We start from the raw sequence: 16,033 nt of genomic DNA on the forward strand, positions 1-16,033 counted from the left end.
GGCCCGCCGGCGACGCGCCCGGAATCGAGGAGCAGGCCATGTACTTCACCGACCGCGGCATCGAGGAACTGGTGCAGCGCCGGGGCGAAGAGAGCGTCACCATCGAATGGCTCGGTGAGCGGCTGCGCGACTTCGTCGACATCAACCCGGAGTTCGAGACGCCGGTCGAGCGGTTCGCCACCTGGCTGGCGCGCCTCGACGACGAGGACGACGAGTAACCGACGTGAACCGCCGCAGCGTCTACATCGCCAGCATCGGCTCCGGCGGTGGCAAGTCCGCCGTCGCGCTCGGCCTCGCCGAGCTGCTGTCCCGGCAGGTCGAGCGGATCGGCGCGTTCCGGCCGCTGGTCACCGGCGACGACGACCCGATCCTCACGCTGCTGCGCGACCGCTACCGGATCGAGCTGCCGTACGCCGACCTCTACGGCACCACCTATGCCGAGGCGGCCGTCCTGGTCGCCGACGGCCGGCGCGAGGAACTGATCTCGCGGATCGTCGAACGCTACCGGGCGGCGGAGCGGCGCTGCGCGGCGATGGTGGCGGTCGGCAGCGACTTCGACGACGACGGCGGTGACTCCCCCGGCGGGCTGCCCCGCGAACTGGCGTTCAACGCCCGGCTGGCGACCGAGTTCGGCAGTGTGGTCGTACCGGTGGTCGACGGGTTGGGGCAGGACGGCGAAGCGATCGCGGCGGCGGCCCGCAGCGCGTACCACGATCTGGAGGACCTGGACGCGACCGTGCTGGCCGTGGTGGCCAACCGGGTCCGGCCCGGGACCGAGCCGCCCGAGTTGCCGGTGCCGGCGTACGCGATCCCCGAGGTGCCGGCGGTGTCGGCGCCGACGGTGGCCGAGGTGGCGGCGGCGCTGGGCGCCGACCGGCTGGCCGGCACCGACGCGGCGTACTCCCGGGACGTGCTGGACTTCGTCGTCGGTGCCGCGCACGTGCCGACCCTGCTCGACCACCTGACCGACGGCTGCCTGGTCATCACCCCCGGCGACCGGGCCGACCTGCTGGTCGCCGCGCACGCCGCGCACGCCGCCGGCCAGGTGTCGGTGGCCGGCGTGGTGCTGACGCTGGGCGAACGGCCCGACCCGCGGGCGATGCGCCTGGTCGAGGGGCTCGACACCGGGCTCGCCGTGCTGCTGGCGCACACCGACAGCTTCGACACGGTGGCCGCCTCGGCCCGGATCGAGGGCCGGCCGACCGCCACCAACCCGCGCAAGGTCGAGGCGGCACTGGGCGCGTTCGAGTCCCATGTGGACACCGAGGAGCTGTCCCGGCGGCTGCGGGTCACCCGCTCCGGCCGGGTCACCCCGCTGATGTTCGAATACGACCTGGTCGACCGGGCCCGGGCCGACCGCCGCCGGATCGTGCTGCCGGAGGGCACCGAGGGGCGGATCCTGCGCGCCGCCGAGCTGCTGCTCCGTCGCGGTGTCGCCGACCTCACCCTGCTCGGCGATCCGGACGAGATCGCCCGCAAGGCCCGCGAGCTGGGCGTCGACGTCGACGGGATCGAGACGGTCGACCCGGCGACCAGCGCCTGGCGGGAGGAGTTCGCGGCCAGCTACGCCGACCTGCGCCGGCACAAGGGTGTCACCCTCGACCTGGCCCGTGACGTGGTCACCGACCCCAACTACTTCGGCACGATGATGGTCGCCGCCGGCCACGCCGACGGCATGGTCTCCGGTGCGACGCACACCACCGCGGCGACGATCCGGCCGGCGTTCGAGGTGATCAAGACGGTGCCCGGGGTGTCGGTCGCGTCCAGCGTCTTCTTCATGCTGCTCGCCGACCGGGTGCTGGTCTACGGCGACTGCGCGGTCAACCCCGACCCCGACGTCGTCCAGCTCGCCGACATCGCGTTGTCGAGTGCGGTGACCGCCGAGCAGTTCGGCATCACGCCGCGGGTGGCGATGCTGTCGTACTCGACGGGCACCTCCGGCTCCGGCGCCGACGTCGAGAAGGTGGCGGCGGCGACCGCGCTGGTCCGGCAGCGCCGGCCCGACCTGCCGGTCGAGGGCCCGATCCAGTACGACGCCGCGATCGACCCGGCCGTCGCCGCGACCAAGTTGCCGGGCAGTTCGGTCGCCGGCCAGGCCACCGTGTTCGTCTTCCCCGACCTGAACACCGGCAACAACACCTACAAGGCGGTGCAGCGCTCGGCCAACGCGGTCGCGGTCGGGCCGGTGATGCAGGGTCTGCGCCGGCCGGTCAACGACCTGTCCCGGGGCGCCACGGTGAAGGACATCGTCAACACGGTCGTCATCACCGCGATCCAGGCCGCCGGACACAAGGGGTAGGACCATGCGAATCCTGGTCTTGAACTCCGGGTCGTCGTCGGTCAAGTTCCGGTTGTACGACGGCGACCGGGTCGTGGACCGGGGCATCGTCGAACGGATCGGCGAGCCGGGCGACGCCCCGAATGATCACGAAGCCGCCCTCGCGCAGATCATGGGCGGGCTCGACCTGGGCGGGCTGGCGGCGATCGGGCACCGGGTGGTGCACGGCGGACTGCGGTTCGCCGAGCCGACGCTGATCGACGACGAGGTCGTGGCCGGGATCCGGGAACTCGTCCCGCTCGCCCCGCTGCACAATCCGGGCAACCTGGCCGGGATCGAGGTGGCGCGGCGACTGCTGCCGGACGTACCGCAGGTGGCGGTCTTCGACACCGCCTTCCACCGCACCCTGCCGCCGGAGGCGGCGACGTACGCCATCGACGCCGACGTGGCCCGTGCGAACAGCATCTACCGGTTCGGCTTCCACGGCACGTCGCACGCGTACGTCTCCCGGCGGACCGCGCGGCTGCTCGGCCGCGACCCGGCCGACACCAACACGATCACCCTGCACCTGGGCAACGGCGCCAGCGCGTGCGCGGTCGAGGGCGGACGCAGTGTCGCCACCTCGATGGGCCTGTCTCCGCTGGAGGGGCTGGTGATGGGTACCCGCAGCGGCGACATCGATCCCGCGGTCGTCTTCCACCTGCGCCGCACCGCGGGAATGAGCGTCGACGAGATCGACGACCTGCTCAACCAGCGCAGCGGGCTGGTCGGGTTGTGCGGCGTCAACGACATGCGTGAGGTGCTGGCCCGGCGGGCCGCCGGTGACGGGGCCGCCGCGCTCGCCTTCGCCGTCTACTGCCGGCGGATCCGGTCGTACGTCGGCTCCTACTACGCCCTGCTGGGCCGGCTCGACGCGATCACCTTCACCGCCGGGGTCGGCGAGAACGCCGCCGAGGTGCGGGCGGCGGCACTGGACGGGCTGGAGCGGCTGGGAATCGCCGTGGACGCCGGGCGCAACACGGCCGGATCCGGGGAGCGGGTCGTCTCGCCCGACGGTTCACCGGTGGCGGTCTGCGTCGTACCCACCGACGAGGAGGGCGAGATCGCCGAGCAGACCCGGAGCGTCGTGGCCGCGCGCGGCTGACCGCGCTCCCCCGAGCCTGGGGTCAGCCCAGCGCCAGCCAGCCGACCAGGGCGAGCAGCACGACCGCCGCGACGGCCGCGCCGATGATCAGGGGCAGCTTCGACGACGATTCGGCCGGTTCCGCCGTCTGTGTGAAGGCCTGGAAGGCCTCCGTGTTCCCGCTCGGATCCACGTACTCGTCAGACATGGGCACGACCCTAGCGAAGTCGGGTCCGGTTGTGGGTCCGCTCCCGTCGGCGTGGCGTACCCCCTTTCCGACCGGCGACTTTCCGACACCGCAATTGATCACGATCAGCGCCGGCCGGCCGATGATCGGGACAACACCATCCGGGCGGCCGGCGCAGGGGAACCGGAAAGCTGGCCTCGCCGCGCCGGCCCGCCCTTACCTTCTAGGCGTGGGCACCAAACGGCTGGTCACAGCACTGATCATCGGGCTTATGCCGGTGCTGCTCGCTGGCTGCGCCCCGGCGGTCGGGAAACCGGCACAGGCCGGAACACCCCGTGCCGCCGCCGAGCCGCAGGTGAGCTATCCGGTCGGGGTGCGGACCCTGGACCTGCGCCGGGGTGCGGCCCGGCCGCTGCCCACCACTGTCTGGTATCCGTCGGCCGGCCCGACCGGCCCGACGCCCCGGGTCGACGCCGAGGTCGCCGCCGGCCGTTTCCCGATCGTGCTCTACAGCCACGGGTTGGACAGCCTGCCCGATCTGCACCGGGCGGTGACGACCCGGCTGGCGGCCGCCGGGTTCGTGGTCGTGGCGCCGGCATACCCGTACACCAAGCGCGGCAGCCGGCGGTTCGACCGGGACGACGTACGGCACCAGCCGGCCGATGCCCGTCACGTGATCCGGCAGCTCAGCCGGCTCGACCGGGTGCCGGGCGACCTGTTCGCCGGCCGGTTGGACACCGCGAACATCGCCGCCGCCGGGCACTCGGCGGGCGGCTTCACCACCGCCGGGCTCTTCACCGACGGCCACGCCGAGCAGTGGCGGGGCGGGATCGTGATCGCCGGCGGTTCCCGGGTGGCGTTCGGCGGCACCGCCGCGCCGATGCTTTTCGTGCACGGGAGCGCCGATCCGATCGTCAAGGCGGCACGGGGCCGGGCGGCGTACGACCGGGTGCCGTGGCCGAAGGCGTTCCTGACCCTGGTCGGGCAGGACCACGGCACCTACCTGACGCCGGGGCGGCCGGGCTTCGCCCAGACGATGGCCGCGATGACCCACTTCCTGCGCTGGATCCTCCAGGGCGACCAGACCGCCCGGCAGAAGATCGCGGACGCGGCCCACCTGACCGGCGTAACCGATTTCGAGAACCGCCTCTGACACCCCGCCGCGCCGTGCCCGAGGCCGCGCCCGACGCCGCGCCGATCATGGGGATACTTCGGGCATCTCGCCCCGCCGAAGCCACAACTTCTCCTTGATCGGCGCGCAAGGGTGCGTCGGGGTGGGTAGCTGGCCGTTGGCCGGACGGGACGGGTGGGTGGCGAGGCACAATCGAGCGATGCCCCGACGCTCCCGCCGTATCCCGATCCTGGTCACCGCGTTGCTGGCGGTGACGGTCGCCGGCTGCTCGCCGCAGCCCACGCCGAACTCGGGCGGTACGACGGACGCGCCGTCGGCGCCGGCACCGGCCACCGCGAGCGCCGCGCCGGTCACGCCCGGGGCCGCGCCGGCCGAGCCGTTCGCGGTCGGCGTACGGCAGCTCGACCTCGCCCGTGACGACCGGGCCCTGCCGGTGACGGTGTGGTATCCGGCGGCCGGCGAACCCGGCGGTACGCCCCGCAGCGGCGCGCGGGCGGCCGCCGGCCGCTTCCCGGTGGTCGCGTTCAGTCACGGCCTCACCGGCACCCCGAAGGACTACGCCGCGGTACTCACCCGCTGGGCCGCGGCCGGCTTCGTGGTGGCGGCGCCCCGCTTCCCGAAGACCAGCGGTACGGCCACCCAGCCGGACGTCTTCGACGTGCTGAACCAGCCGGCCGACGTGTCGTACGTGGTGACCGAGGTGCTGGCGCTCGACGGCCGCGAGGGCGATCCGCTCGCCGGCCGGCTGGCAACTGACCGGGTGGCCGCGGCCGGGCACTCCGCCGGTGGCATCACCACGCTGGGGCTCTTCACCCTGGCCCGGGACGAGCGGCTGGACGCCGGGATCGTGCTCGCCGGCAGTGCCCTGGGGGTCGGTACGACGTTCAGCGGACCTGCCGCCCCGCAGCTCTTCGTGCACGGGGAGTTGGACGAGGTGGTGTCGTACGCCTCCGGCAAGGCCGCGTACGACCAGGTGCCCTGGCCGAAGGCGATGCTGAGCCTGCCCGACGGCGACCACGGCCGCTCGCTGCTGCGCACCGGCGATCCGGCGTTCGAGGTGGTGGTCGAGACGACGACGGACTTCCTGCGCTGGACGCTCTACGGCGATCCGGACGCCCGCCACCGGCTGCCGGACGGGGCCGGCCGCAACGGGGTCGCCGCCTTCGACGACCGGCTCTGACCGGCACGGCTCGCGCGGTCGCGTACCCCGGCCCTGGGACGGCGGCCCGCTGGGACGGCGGGCGCCCGGCGCGGCCGGGAGGTGTGCGTGGACGAGCCGCGGGGCCGTGCGGATCGCACGGCCCCGCGGTCCACCGGGGAGGGCGTCGAGCTGCTTGTCGGTCCCGCTACTTGACGGGTTTGCGGTTGTCGGCGAACACGTTGGTGGCCGACTCCCAGGTGATGCCGGACTGCTGCGGCCGGGCGATGACGCCGTAGCGGTAGTCGCGGCCGTAGACGTTGTTGCGGATGACGATGTTGGCGGCGTTGAGATCCTCGCGGACCCCGATGGAGTAGTTGCCGCCGTTGCAGTAGTTCCGCTCGAAGGTCAGGTTCGACACGATCGGCCCGGTCGTCGAACCGATCATCAGGCAGGCGTTGAACGGATCCCGCGTCGTCGGGTTGTACGCCTCCAGCGTGTTGCCGCGCACCACGATGTTGGACGCCCCGGTGGTCTGGAGTACGTCGTTGTGCGAGCCGGAGACCCGGGTCAGGTGGTGGATCCAGGAGTCCTCGATCCGGACGTTGCTGCCGAGCCGTGGCCCGTCGATGACGTTGGTGATCTCGACCCGGCGCAGGGTGTAGTCGCCGCAGCAGACGGCGGCCGAGTTCTTGCCCTGCCCGTTGATCTCGACGTCCTCGACGACCAGGTTCTTCGCCCCGTTGGTCCGGATCGAGTACGTGCCGCCGCAACTGATCCGCGAGTTGCGGATGACCACGTTCTTCGCGGTGACGGTGACGCAGCCGTTGATGTTGAGGCCGCTGATGACCTGGCCGTCGCGGGAGGCGGTGATGCCGCCGGAGTTCTTCAACGTCACGCCGGCCGGCACGCCGGTGTTGTGCGGGCCGGGGAAGGACGCCGGGATGCCGCCGCCGGCCGGGGGTGGCGGGGCGGACGTCGTGGTACGGGTCGGCTTCGGGGCCGGCGCGGTCGACGTCGTGGCGCTCGGTGTCGGGGACGGGGACGGGCTCGGCGCGGTCGACCTGGTCGGTGACGGGGCCGGCGCGGGCCGGCCGCCGGAGTCCGAGCCGACCGAGACGGGCTTGCCGTTCCATGTCGAGTCCACGATGACGGCCGGCGCCGAGTCGGAATACATGAATCCGTTCTTGCAGCCGAAAAGGTCGACCCGGCGGGCGGTGTAGTTGCCGAACACGACACCGTTGGTCTTCGCCGCCCCGCAATAGATCTTGGTGTCCTCGATGACGGTTCCAGTGAAGCCGCTGAATACGCGCAGCGTATGATTGCCGGCGTAACGCAGAGTGGTGTTCCTGATTGTCACATTGTTCGCTTTGATGTGCAGATAACCATTGATCTTCTCGCCGTCGATGACGGTGCCGGCACGGGTCACCGTCACGGAGTCGCCGCGACTACCGGCCACGGCAACCCCGATACCCGTCACAGCAAGGCCGACCGTGGTCAGGACAACCAGCAGTGTGCGGGTCGGACGGCGGAGCACCCGGGGCTCTGCCGGGCGTCGGTGGGTGGCTCGCCCGGTGCTCCTGTGCGTTGCCGAGAACTTCAAGATCTGACTCCTTCGAACACAATCGTTCGCGATGATCAGAGTTACGAACGGACCGACTCTACCCGGCCCAGGAAGTTCATCAGTTGCACAGCGGCAAGGACGCCCGTCGAACCTTTAGTTTTCTTTAGGTCACCCTTTACTGAGGCTTATTTGTTCTTTTCCAGCCTCTTATGCTCCCTTAGTGTCCGTTTTGAAACGCCACATAGGTCCGGATTACAGATTGCGGAACGAGCGTGTCCACACCGGCCCGGCCAGGGGTCGGTGGGCCGGTCAGCGGGTGTGGTCGACCACGACCTTGCCGAAGACGTTTCCGGAGTGCAGCCGGGCGAACGCCTCCCCCACCGCGGAGAACCCGTGCACGCTGTCGACCACCGGTCGCACCGACCGGTCCCGGCACAGGGTGAGCAGGTCATGCAGCTCGGCCGGGGTGCCCATCGACGTGCCCAGGATCTCCAACTGCATGGCGAAGACCCGCCGCAGGTTGACCTTCGGCTCGTGTCCGGCGGTCGCACCGGAGACGACGATGCGGCCACCCGTCGCGGCGGACTTCAGCGAGTGGTCGAACGTCGCCGCCCCGACGGTCTCGATCACCACGCCGACCCGTTCCGGCAGGCGGGCGCCGGGTTCCAGCGCCGTCGCCCCGAGCCCGGCGATCCGGTCCCGCTTGGCGGCGTCGCGGCTGGTCGCGTAGACCCGCTTGCCGAGCGCGAGGGCGAGCACCACGGCGGCGGTGGCGACCCCGCCGCCGGCCCCCTGCACGAGCACCGCCTCGGCCTCGTCGACCCGCCCCTTCGTGGTGAGCATCCGGTAGGCCGTCAGCCAGGCCGTCGGCAGGCAGGCCGCGTCGGTGAACGACAGCTCCGCGGGCTTGGGCACCAGGTTGGCGCGCGGCACCGCCACCCGCTCCGCGAAGGTGCCCTGGTAGTGCTCGGACAGGATGGACATGCCCCGGGGATCCGCCGGGGTCGGCACCACCGGGTAGACGACCACTTCGTTGCCCCGGTCGTCGATCCCGGCCGCGTCGCAGCCGAGGATCATCGGCAACTGCGCGGCGCCGAGGCCGACGCCGCGCAGTGACCACAGGTCGTGGTGGTTGAGCGAGCTGGCCCGCACCTCGACGGTCACCCAGTCGTCGTCGGGCAGCACCGGCTCGGGCCGGTCGCCGACGGCAAGGGCCGCGAGCGGGTTGTCATCGTCGAACTTCGAGGCGTAGGCGGCGCGCATGTCCGGACGCTAGCAGCGCCCCCGACCCCCTTCAAGATCATGCACTCTCGATCACGGTGATCAGGGACCAGGCCGGGCGTGTCCTCGGTGTGTCGTGCGACGTACTCCCTGATCACCCGGATCTTGACGCCCGAACGGACCGGGCCCCGACGAAACAGGGGCCGGCCCGTTCGGGCCGGCCCCTGTTCGGGAACCGTCAGGCGCGGGCGACGCCGTCGCGACGGGCGGCGGCGGCCACGGCGGCGGCGACCGCCGGAGCCACCCGGGGGTCGAGCGGCGAGGGCACGATCGCGTCGGCGCTCAGCGCCTCGGCGACCACGCCTGCGATCGCGTCCGCCGCGGCGACCTTCATCCCGTCGGTGATCGCGGTCGCCCGGGCGTCGAGCGCCCCCCGGAAGATGCCCGGGAAGGCGAGCACGTTGTTGATCTGGTTGGGGAAGTCGCTGCGGCCGGTGGCGACCACGGCGGCGTGCCGGGCGGCCACGTCGGGGTGCACCTCGGGGGTCGGGTTGGCCAGGGCGAACACGATGCCCCCCGGCGCCATGCCGGCGACCGCCTCCTCGGCGATCTGGCCGCCGGACACCCCGATCAGCACGTCCGCGCCGGCCAGCGCGTCGGCGATGCCGCCGGTACGGCCCGCGGAGTTGGTGAGTTCAGCGAGTTCGGCCTTCGTCGCACCGAGGTCGGCGCGGTCGCGGTGGATGATCCCGCGGGAGTCGCAGACGACGGTGTCACCGGCGCTGACCCCGCCGGCGAACAGCATCTTCGCCACCGCCACCCCGGCCGCGCCGGCGCCGCTGATCACCACCCGCAGGTCGCCGAGCTTGCGGTCGAGCAGGGCGGCGGCGTTGCGCAGCGCGGCGAGCACGACGATCGCGGTGCCGTGCTGGTCGTCGTGGAAGATCGGGATCGGCAGCGCCTCGTCGAGCCGGCGCTCGATCTCGAAGCAGCGGGGCGCGCTGATGTCCTCCAGGTTGATGCCCCCGAACGACGGCGCGAGCGCGGTCACCACCGAGACGATCTCGTCGACGTCCTGGGTGTCGAGGCAGATCGGCACCGCGTCGACGCCGCCGAACTGCTTGAACAGGACCGCTTTGCCCTCCATGACCGGCATCGCCGCGCGGGGGCCGATGTTGCCCAGCCCGAGTACGGCGGAGCCGTCGGTGACCACCGCGACCGTGTGCGAAACCCACGTGTAGTCGTCGACGAGCGACTCGTCGGCGGCGATCGCCTCACACACGCGGGCGACGCCGGGGGTGTAGGCGAGTGAGAGGTCCTCCCGGCTGGTGAGCGGCACGGTCGAGGCGACGACCATCTTGCCGCCCCGGTGCAACTCGAAGACCGGGTCGCCGTCCAGCGAGGGAGCGACGGTATCGGAAGGGTCCACAATAGACGAAGACATGGTGACTCCTGGAGCGTCGAGCGTACGGTCCGACCGGCTCGGGTGCTAGGTCTGCGCTGGCCGGCGGTGCGGCGCGGGGGTCACCCGGTTCACGGCACCCGAGCATAGTGTCGGCCCCGGAAGGCACCTGTGACCAGGGTCATACCGGTCGGTAACGCGGCCGTCCGGGCCTCGGCCAGTAGCGCAACAGGACCCGACCGCGTACGTCGGCTACGCCGTACGCACGGGAGTCGTCGGTCACCAGCTCGTTGTCACCGCGTACCCACCAACCGCCGTCGTCGGCACGGACGGCGCGCTTGACGACCAGCAGGTCCGGCCGGGTCCGGAAGGTCGCCACCACGATGTCACCAGGTCGGATCGCGCGCCCCCCGCGCCGGACCAGCAGGAGGTCGCCGTGCCGCAGCGTCGGCGCCATCGACGGTCCCCTGACCAGTACGGCGAACAGCCCGAACGGGTTCGGCACAGGTTTCACCTCCGTCCCGCGGGGCACGGGTCTCAGGAGTAGTGTCGGCTCGGATCATCGCAAACATCTCATGGAGGCGTCCTGATGCGACTTCCACGCATTCTTACCCCGCGCACCGTCGTCAGCGCGCACTGCGACCTGCCGTGCGGTGTCTACGACCCGGCCCAGGCCCGCATCGAGGCCGAGTCGATCAAGGGCATCATCGAGAAGTACCAGGCGAACGAGGACCCGGAGTTCCGCACCCGGGCGCTCATCATCAAGGAGCAGCGCGCCGAGCTGGTCAAGCACCACCTGTGGGTGCTGTGGACCGACTACTTCAAGGCCCCGCACTTCGAGAAGTACCCGCACCTGCACCAGCTCTTCAACGAGACCACCAAGCTGGCCGGCGCGTCCGGCGCCAAGGGCTCGACCGACCTGGCCAAGGCGGACGAGCTGCTCCAGAAGATCGACGAGATCGCGAAGATCTTCTGGGAGACCAAGCAGGCGTGACCGGAGCCCCACCCGGCCCCACCGTACGGCCGGCACGTCCCGCTGACGTGCCGGCCGTCGTCGCGATGGTGCACGAACTCGCCGAATACGAGCGGGCGCCGGAACTGTGCCACCTGACCGAGGCGCAACTGTCGGCCGCGCTCTTCGGCCCCCGGCCCGCGCTGTTCGGTCACGTGGCGGTCGACGCCGGCGACACGCCGGTCGGCTATGCCCTGTGGTTCCTCAACTTCTCCACCTGGGAAGGCGTGCACGGCATCTACCTGGAGGACCTCTACGTACGGCCGGCGGCCCGGGGCACCGGCGCGGGCCGGCTGCTGCTGTCGACGCTGGCCGGCATCTGCGTGGCGCGCGGTTACGCCCGGCTGGAGTGGTGGGTGCTCAACTGGAATCCGGCCCGCGACTTCTACCACGCCATCGGCGCGGGGCCGATGGACGAGTGGGTGCCCTACCGGCTGACGGGCCCGGCGCTCACCACCCTCGCCGCGGCGGTCACCCCGCCGGCGGGGTAGCCCGTCCCCCTTTCGGCACCGCCGCGCACGAGGGGTGCTCCGGGGCGGTAGAGTCCGCCATCGGGGGGAGGGCATGGTGGGCCAGCTCGCGACAGACTTCCAGCCGATGGTCGATGACGACATCGTGCTGTTGACCGTGCCCGCCGACGGTGGCTACCTCGGCGTGCTCCGTACGGCTACCGCCGGGCTCGCCGCCCGGCTCCAGTTCGCCCTCGACGAGATCGAGGATCTGCGGATCGCGGTCGACGAGGCGTGCGCCATGCTGCTCGCCATCGCCCCCCGGGGCACCGAGCTGCGGTGCCGCTTCGCGGTGACCGACGACGCGCTCACCGTCGAGGTCACGGTCCCGACGGTGCCGGAGGCCCGGCTGCCGTCGGAGTCGTCGTTCGCCTGGAAGGTGCTGACCGCCCTGACCACGTCGGCCTCGGCGACCGCGTCGGGCAGCGAGGCGACGATCCGGCTGCTCAGCCGCCGCGCCACCGCACACTGACGGCCGACCCGGCTACCCCAGCCCGAGCGCCCTGGTGGTCGGCGGGCTCACCAGCAGCGCGGTCACCAGCAGGCCGAGCACGATCAACGGCAGCCCCAACCAGCCAAGGCCGCCCTGGATCATGTAGTAGCCGACCGGCAGCAGCATGAGCTGGAGCACGATCGCCGGCGCCCGGGCGCCGGCCCGGCGCCGTCGCAGCGCCACCGCGAGCGCCCAGAGGGCCAGCGCCCCGGCGACCGCGAACGCGGTCAGCAGCAGCGCGGTCGCGAGATCGTTGGCGGTGGCGGTCAGGTCCTGCCAGACGAGGTAGGCCGCGACCAGGCCGAGCGCGACCGCCTCACCGATCAGCAGCCGTACGGCCCAGCGCAGTGGCGGCGGTGGTGGGGCCGCCTGGTCCGAGGTCGTCACGGCGCCACGATACCCGCGCCGGTGCGCGGTACAGTCCCGGGAATGCGGGCCCTCCTGGTGGTCAATCCGAAAGCCACCACGACCAGCGAACGCGGCCGTGACGTGCTCGTCCGGGCGCTCAGCACCGAGGTCGACCTCACGGTGCGCTACACCCGTCGGCGCGGCCACGCGGTGGCGCTCGCCCGGGAGGCGGCCGAGCAGGGCATCGACCTGGTGGTGGCGCTGGGCGGCGACGGCACGGTCAACGAGACCGTGAACGGTCTGATGACCGCGGCGCCGCCCACCGTCGACCCGGCGCAGCCGCCGGCGACCCGGTTGCCGGCCCTGGCGGTGGTGCCCGGCGGGTCGACGAACGTCTTCGCTCGTGCCCTCGGCCTGCCGAAGGGGTGGGCGGAGGGCACCAGCGTGATCCTGGAGGGACTGCGGCTGGGCCGCTACCGCACGATCGGGCTGGGGCTGGCCGACGACCGCTACTTCACGTTCTGCGCGGGGTTCGGGCTGGACGCCGAGGTGATCCGGCGGGTCGAGGGCGCCCGCCGGCGCGGTCGGGTGTCGACGCCGGGGCTCTACATGCGTTCGATCCTCAACCGCTACTTCCTGGCGTCGGACCGCCGGCATCCGGCGATGACGCTGGAGCGGCCGGGCGAGGAGGACGTGCCGGAGCTGGCGACGGCGATCATCCAGAACACCGCGCCGTGGACCTACCTCGGTGACCGGCCGGTGAACCCCAACCCGAACGCCTCCTTCGACCTGGGGCTCGACGTGCTGGCGCTGCGCCGGCTGCGGGTGCCGACCACGGCGTTGACGATGGCGCAGTTCATCACCCGCGACGCCGGCCCGCAGGGTCGGCACGTGCTGCGGCTGCACGACCTGGCGGAGTTCACCCTCGTGTCGGACCGGCCGCAGGCGTTCCAGCTCGACGGCGACTACCTCGGCGAGCGGGAGAAGGTCCGGTTCACGGCTGTGACGGACGCGTTAAGAGTAATCTGCTGAGACGTGGGTAAGCGGTGTTGCGACCGGTCGTACAAGAGCGTCGCGAGACACCTGCCTGATATGCCTGCAATGTCGGGCGGACTGTACTACATTGACTAGTGGCTGTGGCACACCGGTTGCCGGCAAGCGCTGGAAACCGGACAAAGGGGTCGTGAGCTTGCTCACCCGTTCAGATTTTTTCTGAGCGCCACCCTTGACATCGCCAGAGTTCGTGAAAGCATTCACAAGCGAACTGAGTTACCGGGATGTTGCGCGGACGTGCCCATTGCGGCACGCACCGATCGATCTCCCAAGGTTTTCAAAGCTTGCTCACGCACTGCTGATCCGACGGCTGCACTCCGTCGCGCACCAGCCGTGCGGATGCATATAGGAAATAAAGATCAGCGTGTTTATCACCACCGATCAAGAATGAGGAGTGTTGCCGCCATGGACTGGCGCCACCATGCTGCCTGCCGCGATGAGGACCCGGAACTGTTCTTCCCGATCGGGACGTCCGGCCCCGCTCTGCTGCAGGTGGAGCAGGCCAAAGCCGTCTGTCGGCGCTGCCCCGCGACCGACGAGTGCCTCAAGTGGGCGCTCGAATCCGGTCAGGACGCCGGCGTCTGGGGCGGAATGAGCGAGGAAGAGCGGCGCGCCGTTAAGCGCCGCGGTGGCCTTCGGGTCCTGCGCGCTCACTCCGCCTGACCAACGAGCTTCACAGCGAAACGCCCCGGGTACTCCCGGGGCGTTTCGCTGTATCTGAGTTCTGTACACCTTTAGCTACGCAGCGAGTGCGTCCCGGCGAATGCGAACCGCCGAAGGATCGACCACCCCATCGAACGCCGACTATTCACTCGGTAACGGTGAGGAATACGGGCAGTCAGGCCGCGAGGAGTGGTATCGGAGATCTGCCGGCCAATTCCACCCGCGCGAGGACCAGCCGGGCGATTTCCGGAGCGCCCTCCAGTGGCCCGGCGACACCGACCGCGCCCGCCGACCACGCCGCCGCGGCCGCCTCGGCGTACAACCGTCCGGGGGCGAGGAAATACGCCGCCATCCCGACCCGACGGGCGCCACGGGCCCGGAGCCGGGCGACCGCCGTACCGACGGCCGGCGGCGCGGCGGACGCGTACGCGGCCACACAGGGCACTCCCAGGGCCGTGCCGAGCGCGGCCGCCGCCAGGTCGACCGTGGCCCGCGCCGCCGCGTCCCGGGTGCCCGCGGCGGCGAGCACCACGGCGTCGAACCCCGTGCCGGCCGCGGCCAGCCGCCGCACCAGCCCGGCCAGCAGCCACCGGTCGACGATCCCGCCGGCCGGCCCGAGCACCTCGGTGACCCGTACCGGGATCCGCAGCCCGGCCGCGTACGCGTCGGCGACCGCCGCCGGCACGTCGACCCGGCCGTGATAGGCGGCGGTGAGCAGCAGCGGCACCAGCGTGGCCCCGGGGTGCCCGGCGGCGGCCAGGGAGTGCAGCACGTCGGCGGGGCGCGGCGTGGTGTGGTCCAGATAGGCGGGATGGACCGCGACGGCCGGGTCGGCGGCCTCGACCGCACGCGCCAGCGCGCGGGTGGCGGCGGCCGCCCGGGGATCGCGGCTGCCGTGGGCGACCAGGACGACCGGCGACGCCGTCAGCCGGCCGCTGCGACCACCGGAACGGTCAGGCGTGGAGGCCACACTCGGTCTTCTCGAACATCGCCCAGCGGCCCGCCCGGGGGTCCTCGCCGGCCTTCGTACGCCGCGTGCACGGCCAGCAGCCGATCGAGGTGTAGCCCTGCCGGAACAACTCGTTCACCGGCACGTTCCACCGCGAGATGTACGCGTCGACGTCGCCCTGGGTCCACGCCGCGATCGGGTTGACCTTCACCCGGCCCCGACGGGCGTCGAACGTCACCACCGGCGTGTTGGCGCGGGTCGGTGACTCGTCGCGGCGCAACCCGGCCGCCCACGCGTCGTAGTCGCCGAGCGCCCGCTCCAGCGGCTCCACCTTGCGCAGCGCGCAGCACTCGTCGGGCGCCTTCGAGAACAGCCGCGGGCCGTACTCGCCGTCCTGCTGGCCGACGGTCATCCGGGCCCGGATCGACCGGACGTTGACCGGCAGCGTGCGGGCGACCGTGTCGCGCACCTTCAGCGTCTCCGGGAAATGCAGCCCGGTGTCGAGGAAGACCACGTCGACGCCGGGCGCGACCCGCGACACCAGGTGGGCCAGCACCGCGTCGGCCATCGAACTGGTGACACAGAACCGGTCACCGAACTCCTCCGCCGCCCAGCGGGCGATCTCCTCGGCGGGGGCGCCCTCCAGTTCGCGGGCCGCCTCCTCGGCGAGCGACTTCAACTCCTCGGGACGCCGGCGCGCCGGTGCGACCGGTCCGGCGAGACTGACCAGGCCGAGGTCCGTTGCGGAAACCGGGATCATCGGGTCACCCCCTTCGTGAGCAGTCCGTTGAACTTCACGGTGAAGACCCGGGCGCAGGCGTGGCACTCCCAGGCGCCGTGCGACTCCTCGTTGGGCCGCAGGTCCTCCTCGCCGCAGTAAGGGCAGTACAGCGGCGCCGCCCGCTCGCTCACGACGTCACCTCGCTGCGCTCGGCGCCGCCGTGTCCGGCACTGAGCCCCA

19 protein-coding genes are annotated in these 16,033 nt (G+C 71.8%); 10 read left to right on the forward strand and 9 right to left on the reverse strand.

Translation table 11 applies throughout. The annotated features are described in order from the left end of the window. Positions 1–38: 38 nt before the first annotated feature. From AB0I42_RS01760 to AB0I42_RS01770, 3 genes are read left to right on the forward strand one after another with little or no spacing between them, the layout of a single operon-like run. Positions 39–218 carry a DUF6104 family protein gene (locus AB0I42_RS01760; RefSeq protein ID WP_357533186.1) on the forward strand — a complete coding sequence of 60 codons (180 nt, stop codon included), beginning with the start codon at positions 39–41 and terminating at the stop codon, positions 216–218. A 5-nt stretch (positions 219–223) separates the two neighbouring features. Further along, positions 224–2,299: a phosphate acetyltransferase gene (pta, locus tag AB0I42_RS01765; protein ID WP_357533188.1), complete on the forward strand. Its 2,076-nt coding sequence runs from the start codon at positions 224–226 to the stop codon at positions 2,297–2,299. 4 nt (positions 2,300–2,303) lie between these two features. After that, positions 2,304–3,422 carry an acetate kinase gene (locus AB0I42_RS01770; protein WP_357533189.1) on the forward strand — a complete coding sequence of 373 codons (1,119 nt, stop codon included), beginning with the start codon at positions 2,304–2,306 and terminating at the stop codon, positions 3,420–3,422. A gap of 22 nt (positions 3,423–3,444) precedes the next feature. On the opposite strand, the gene AB0I42_RS01775 is transcribed toward AB0I42_RS01770, so the two are convergent. Continuing rightward, complete coding sequence (locus AB0I42_RS01775; protein ID WP_357533190.1) at positions 3,445–3,609, reverse strand: hypothetical protein; 165 nt, start codon at positions 3,607–3,609, stop codon at positions 3,445–3,447. A gap of 208 nt (positions 3,610–3,817) precedes the next feature. Between AB0I42_RS01775 and AB0I42_RS01780 the strand changes: the two genes are divergently transcribed. Further along, a complete protein-coding gene (locus AB0I42_RS01780; RefSeq protein WP_357533191.1) occupies positions 3,818–4,741 on the forward strand; it encodes an alpha/beta hydrolase in 924 nt (307 codons plus the stop codon). 178 nt (positions 4,742–4,919) lie between these two features. Next, a complete protein-coding gene (locus AB0I42_RS01785) occupies positions 4,920–5,900 on the forward strand; it encodes a chlorophyllase (RefSeq protein WP_357533193.1) in 981 nt (326 codons plus the stop codon). Between the two features lie 166 nt (positions 5,901–6,066). Here AB0I42_RS01785 and AB0I42_RS01790 read toward each other — a convergent pair whose 3' ends face one another. The 4 genes from AB0I42_RS01790 to AB0I42_RS01805 all read right to left on the reverse strand — a co-directional run bounded on the left by AB0I42_RS01790 (position 6,067) and on the right by AB0I42_RS01805 (position 10,550). Then, on the reverse strand, positions 6,067–7,293 hold the full coding sequence (locus tag AB0I42_RS01790; protein WP_357533195.1) for a hypothetical protein: 1,227 nt from the start codon (positions 7,291–7,293) through the stop codon (positions 6,067–6,069). A gap of 438 nt (positions 7,294–7,731) precedes the next feature. Then, positions 7,732–8,685 (reverse strand): zinc-binding dehydrogenase, encoded by a 954-nt coding sequence (locus AB0I42_RS01795; RefSeq protein WP_357533196.1) that lies wholly within the window; start codon positions 8,683–8,685, stop codon positions 7,732–7,734. 196 nt (positions 8,686–8,881) lie between these two features. Beyond that, the gene (locus AB0I42_RS01800) at positions 8,882–10,087 is read right to left on the reverse strand and encodes an NADP-dependent malic enzyme (RefSeq protein WP_357533197.1); all 1,206 of its coding nucleotides are present in this window, start codon (positions 10,085–10,087) and stop codon (positions 8,882–8,884) included. A gap of 139 nt (positions 10,088–10,226) precedes the next feature. Then, positions 10,227–10,550, reverse strand: coding sequence for a S26 family signal peptidase (locus tag AB0I42_RS01805; RefSeq protein WP_357533199.1), 324 nt, complete (start codon positions 10,548–10,550; stop codon positions 10,227–10,229). A gap of 84 nt (positions 10,551–10,634) precedes the next feature. Between AB0I42_RS01805 and sodN the strand changes: the two genes are divergently transcribed. From sodN to AB0I42_RS01820, 3 genes are all read left to right on the forward strand, one after another. Beyond that, positions 10,635–11,039, forward strand: a complete 405-nt coding sequence (gene sodN / locus AB0I42_RS01810) for a superoxide dismutase, Ni (RefSeq protein ID WP_357533201.1) — start codon at positions 10,635–10,637, stop codon at positions 11,037–11,039. A gap of 65 nt (positions 11,040–11,104) precedes the next feature. Continuing rightward, positions 11,105–11,548 (forward strand): GNAT family N-acetyltransferase, encoded by a 444-nt coding sequence (locus AB0I42_RS01815; RefSeq protein WP_357533440.1) that lies wholly within the window; start codon positions 11,105–11,107, stop codon positions 11,546–11,548. 106 nt (positions 11,549–11,654) lie between these two features. Continuing rightward, a complete protein-coding gene (locus AB0I42_RS01820; protein ID WP_357533202.1) occupies positions 11,655–12,038 on the forward strand; it encodes an ATP-binding protein in 384 nt (127 codons plus the stop codon). A 12-nt stretch (positions 12,039–12,050) separates the two neighbouring features. On the opposite strand, the gene AB0I42_RS01825 is transcribed toward AB0I42_RS01820, so the two are convergent. Further along, positions 12,051–12,446: a hypothetical protein gene (locus tag AB0I42_RS01825; protein WP_357533204.1), complete on the reverse strand. Its 396-nt coding sequence runs from the start codon at positions 12,444–12,446 to the stop codon at positions 12,051–12,053. 42 nt (positions 12,447–12,488) lie between these two features. On the opposite strand from AB0I42_RS01825, the gene AB0I42_RS01830 reads away from it, so the two are divergent. Beyond that, on the forward strand, positions 12,489–13,439 hold the full coding sequence (locus AB0I42_RS01830; protein WP_357533206.1) for a diacylglycerol kinase family protein: 951 nt from the start codon (positions 12,489–12,491) through the stop codon (positions 13,437–13,439). 426 nt (positions 13,440–13,865) lie between these two features. Then, positions 13,866–14,123, forward strand: a complete 258-nt coding sequence (locus AB0I42_RS01835) for a WhiB family transcriptional regulator (RefSeq protein WP_212826726.1) — start codon at positions 13,866–13,868, stop codon at positions 14,121–14,123. 175 nt (positions 14,124–14,298) lie between these two features. Here the strand turns inward: AB0I42_RS01835 and AB0I42_RS01840 are convergent, their stop codons facing one another. Genes AB0I42_RS01840 through AB0I42_RS01850 form a run of 3 tightly spaced genes read right to left on the reverse strand, consistent with a single transcriptional unit; the run spans position 14,299 to position 15,984 of the window. Further along, a complete protein-coding gene (locus tag AB0I42_RS01840; RefSeq protein WP_357533208.1) occupies positions 14,299–15,093 on the reverse strand; it encodes a CbiX/SirB N-terminal domain-containing protein in 795 nt (264 codons plus the stop codon). Next, positions 15,077–15,832, reverse strand: coding sequence for a phosphoadenylyl-sulfate reductase (locus AB0I42_RS01845; RefSeq protein ID WP_357533210.1), 756 nt, complete (start codon positions 15,830–15,832; stop codon positions 15,077–15,079). Before AB0I42_RS01845 ends, AB0I42_RS01840 begins: the two co-directional genes overlap by 17 nt. Next, a complete protein-coding gene (locus AB0I42_RS01850) occupies positions 15,829–15,984 on the reverse strand; it encodes a hypothetical protein (RefSeq protein WP_357533212.1) in 156 nt (51 codons plus the stop codon). Before AB0I42_RS01850 ends, AB0I42_RS01845 begins: the two co-directional genes overlap by 4 nt. Positions 15,985–16,033 lie beyond the last annotated feature (49 nt).

Origin of the sequence: Polymorphospora sp. NPDC050346 (assembly GCF_040655695.1) — a bacterium.
GTDB classification, from domain to species: Bacteria; Actinomycetota; Actinomycetes; order Mycobacteriales; family Micromonosporaceae; genus Polymorphospora; species Polymorphospora lycopeni.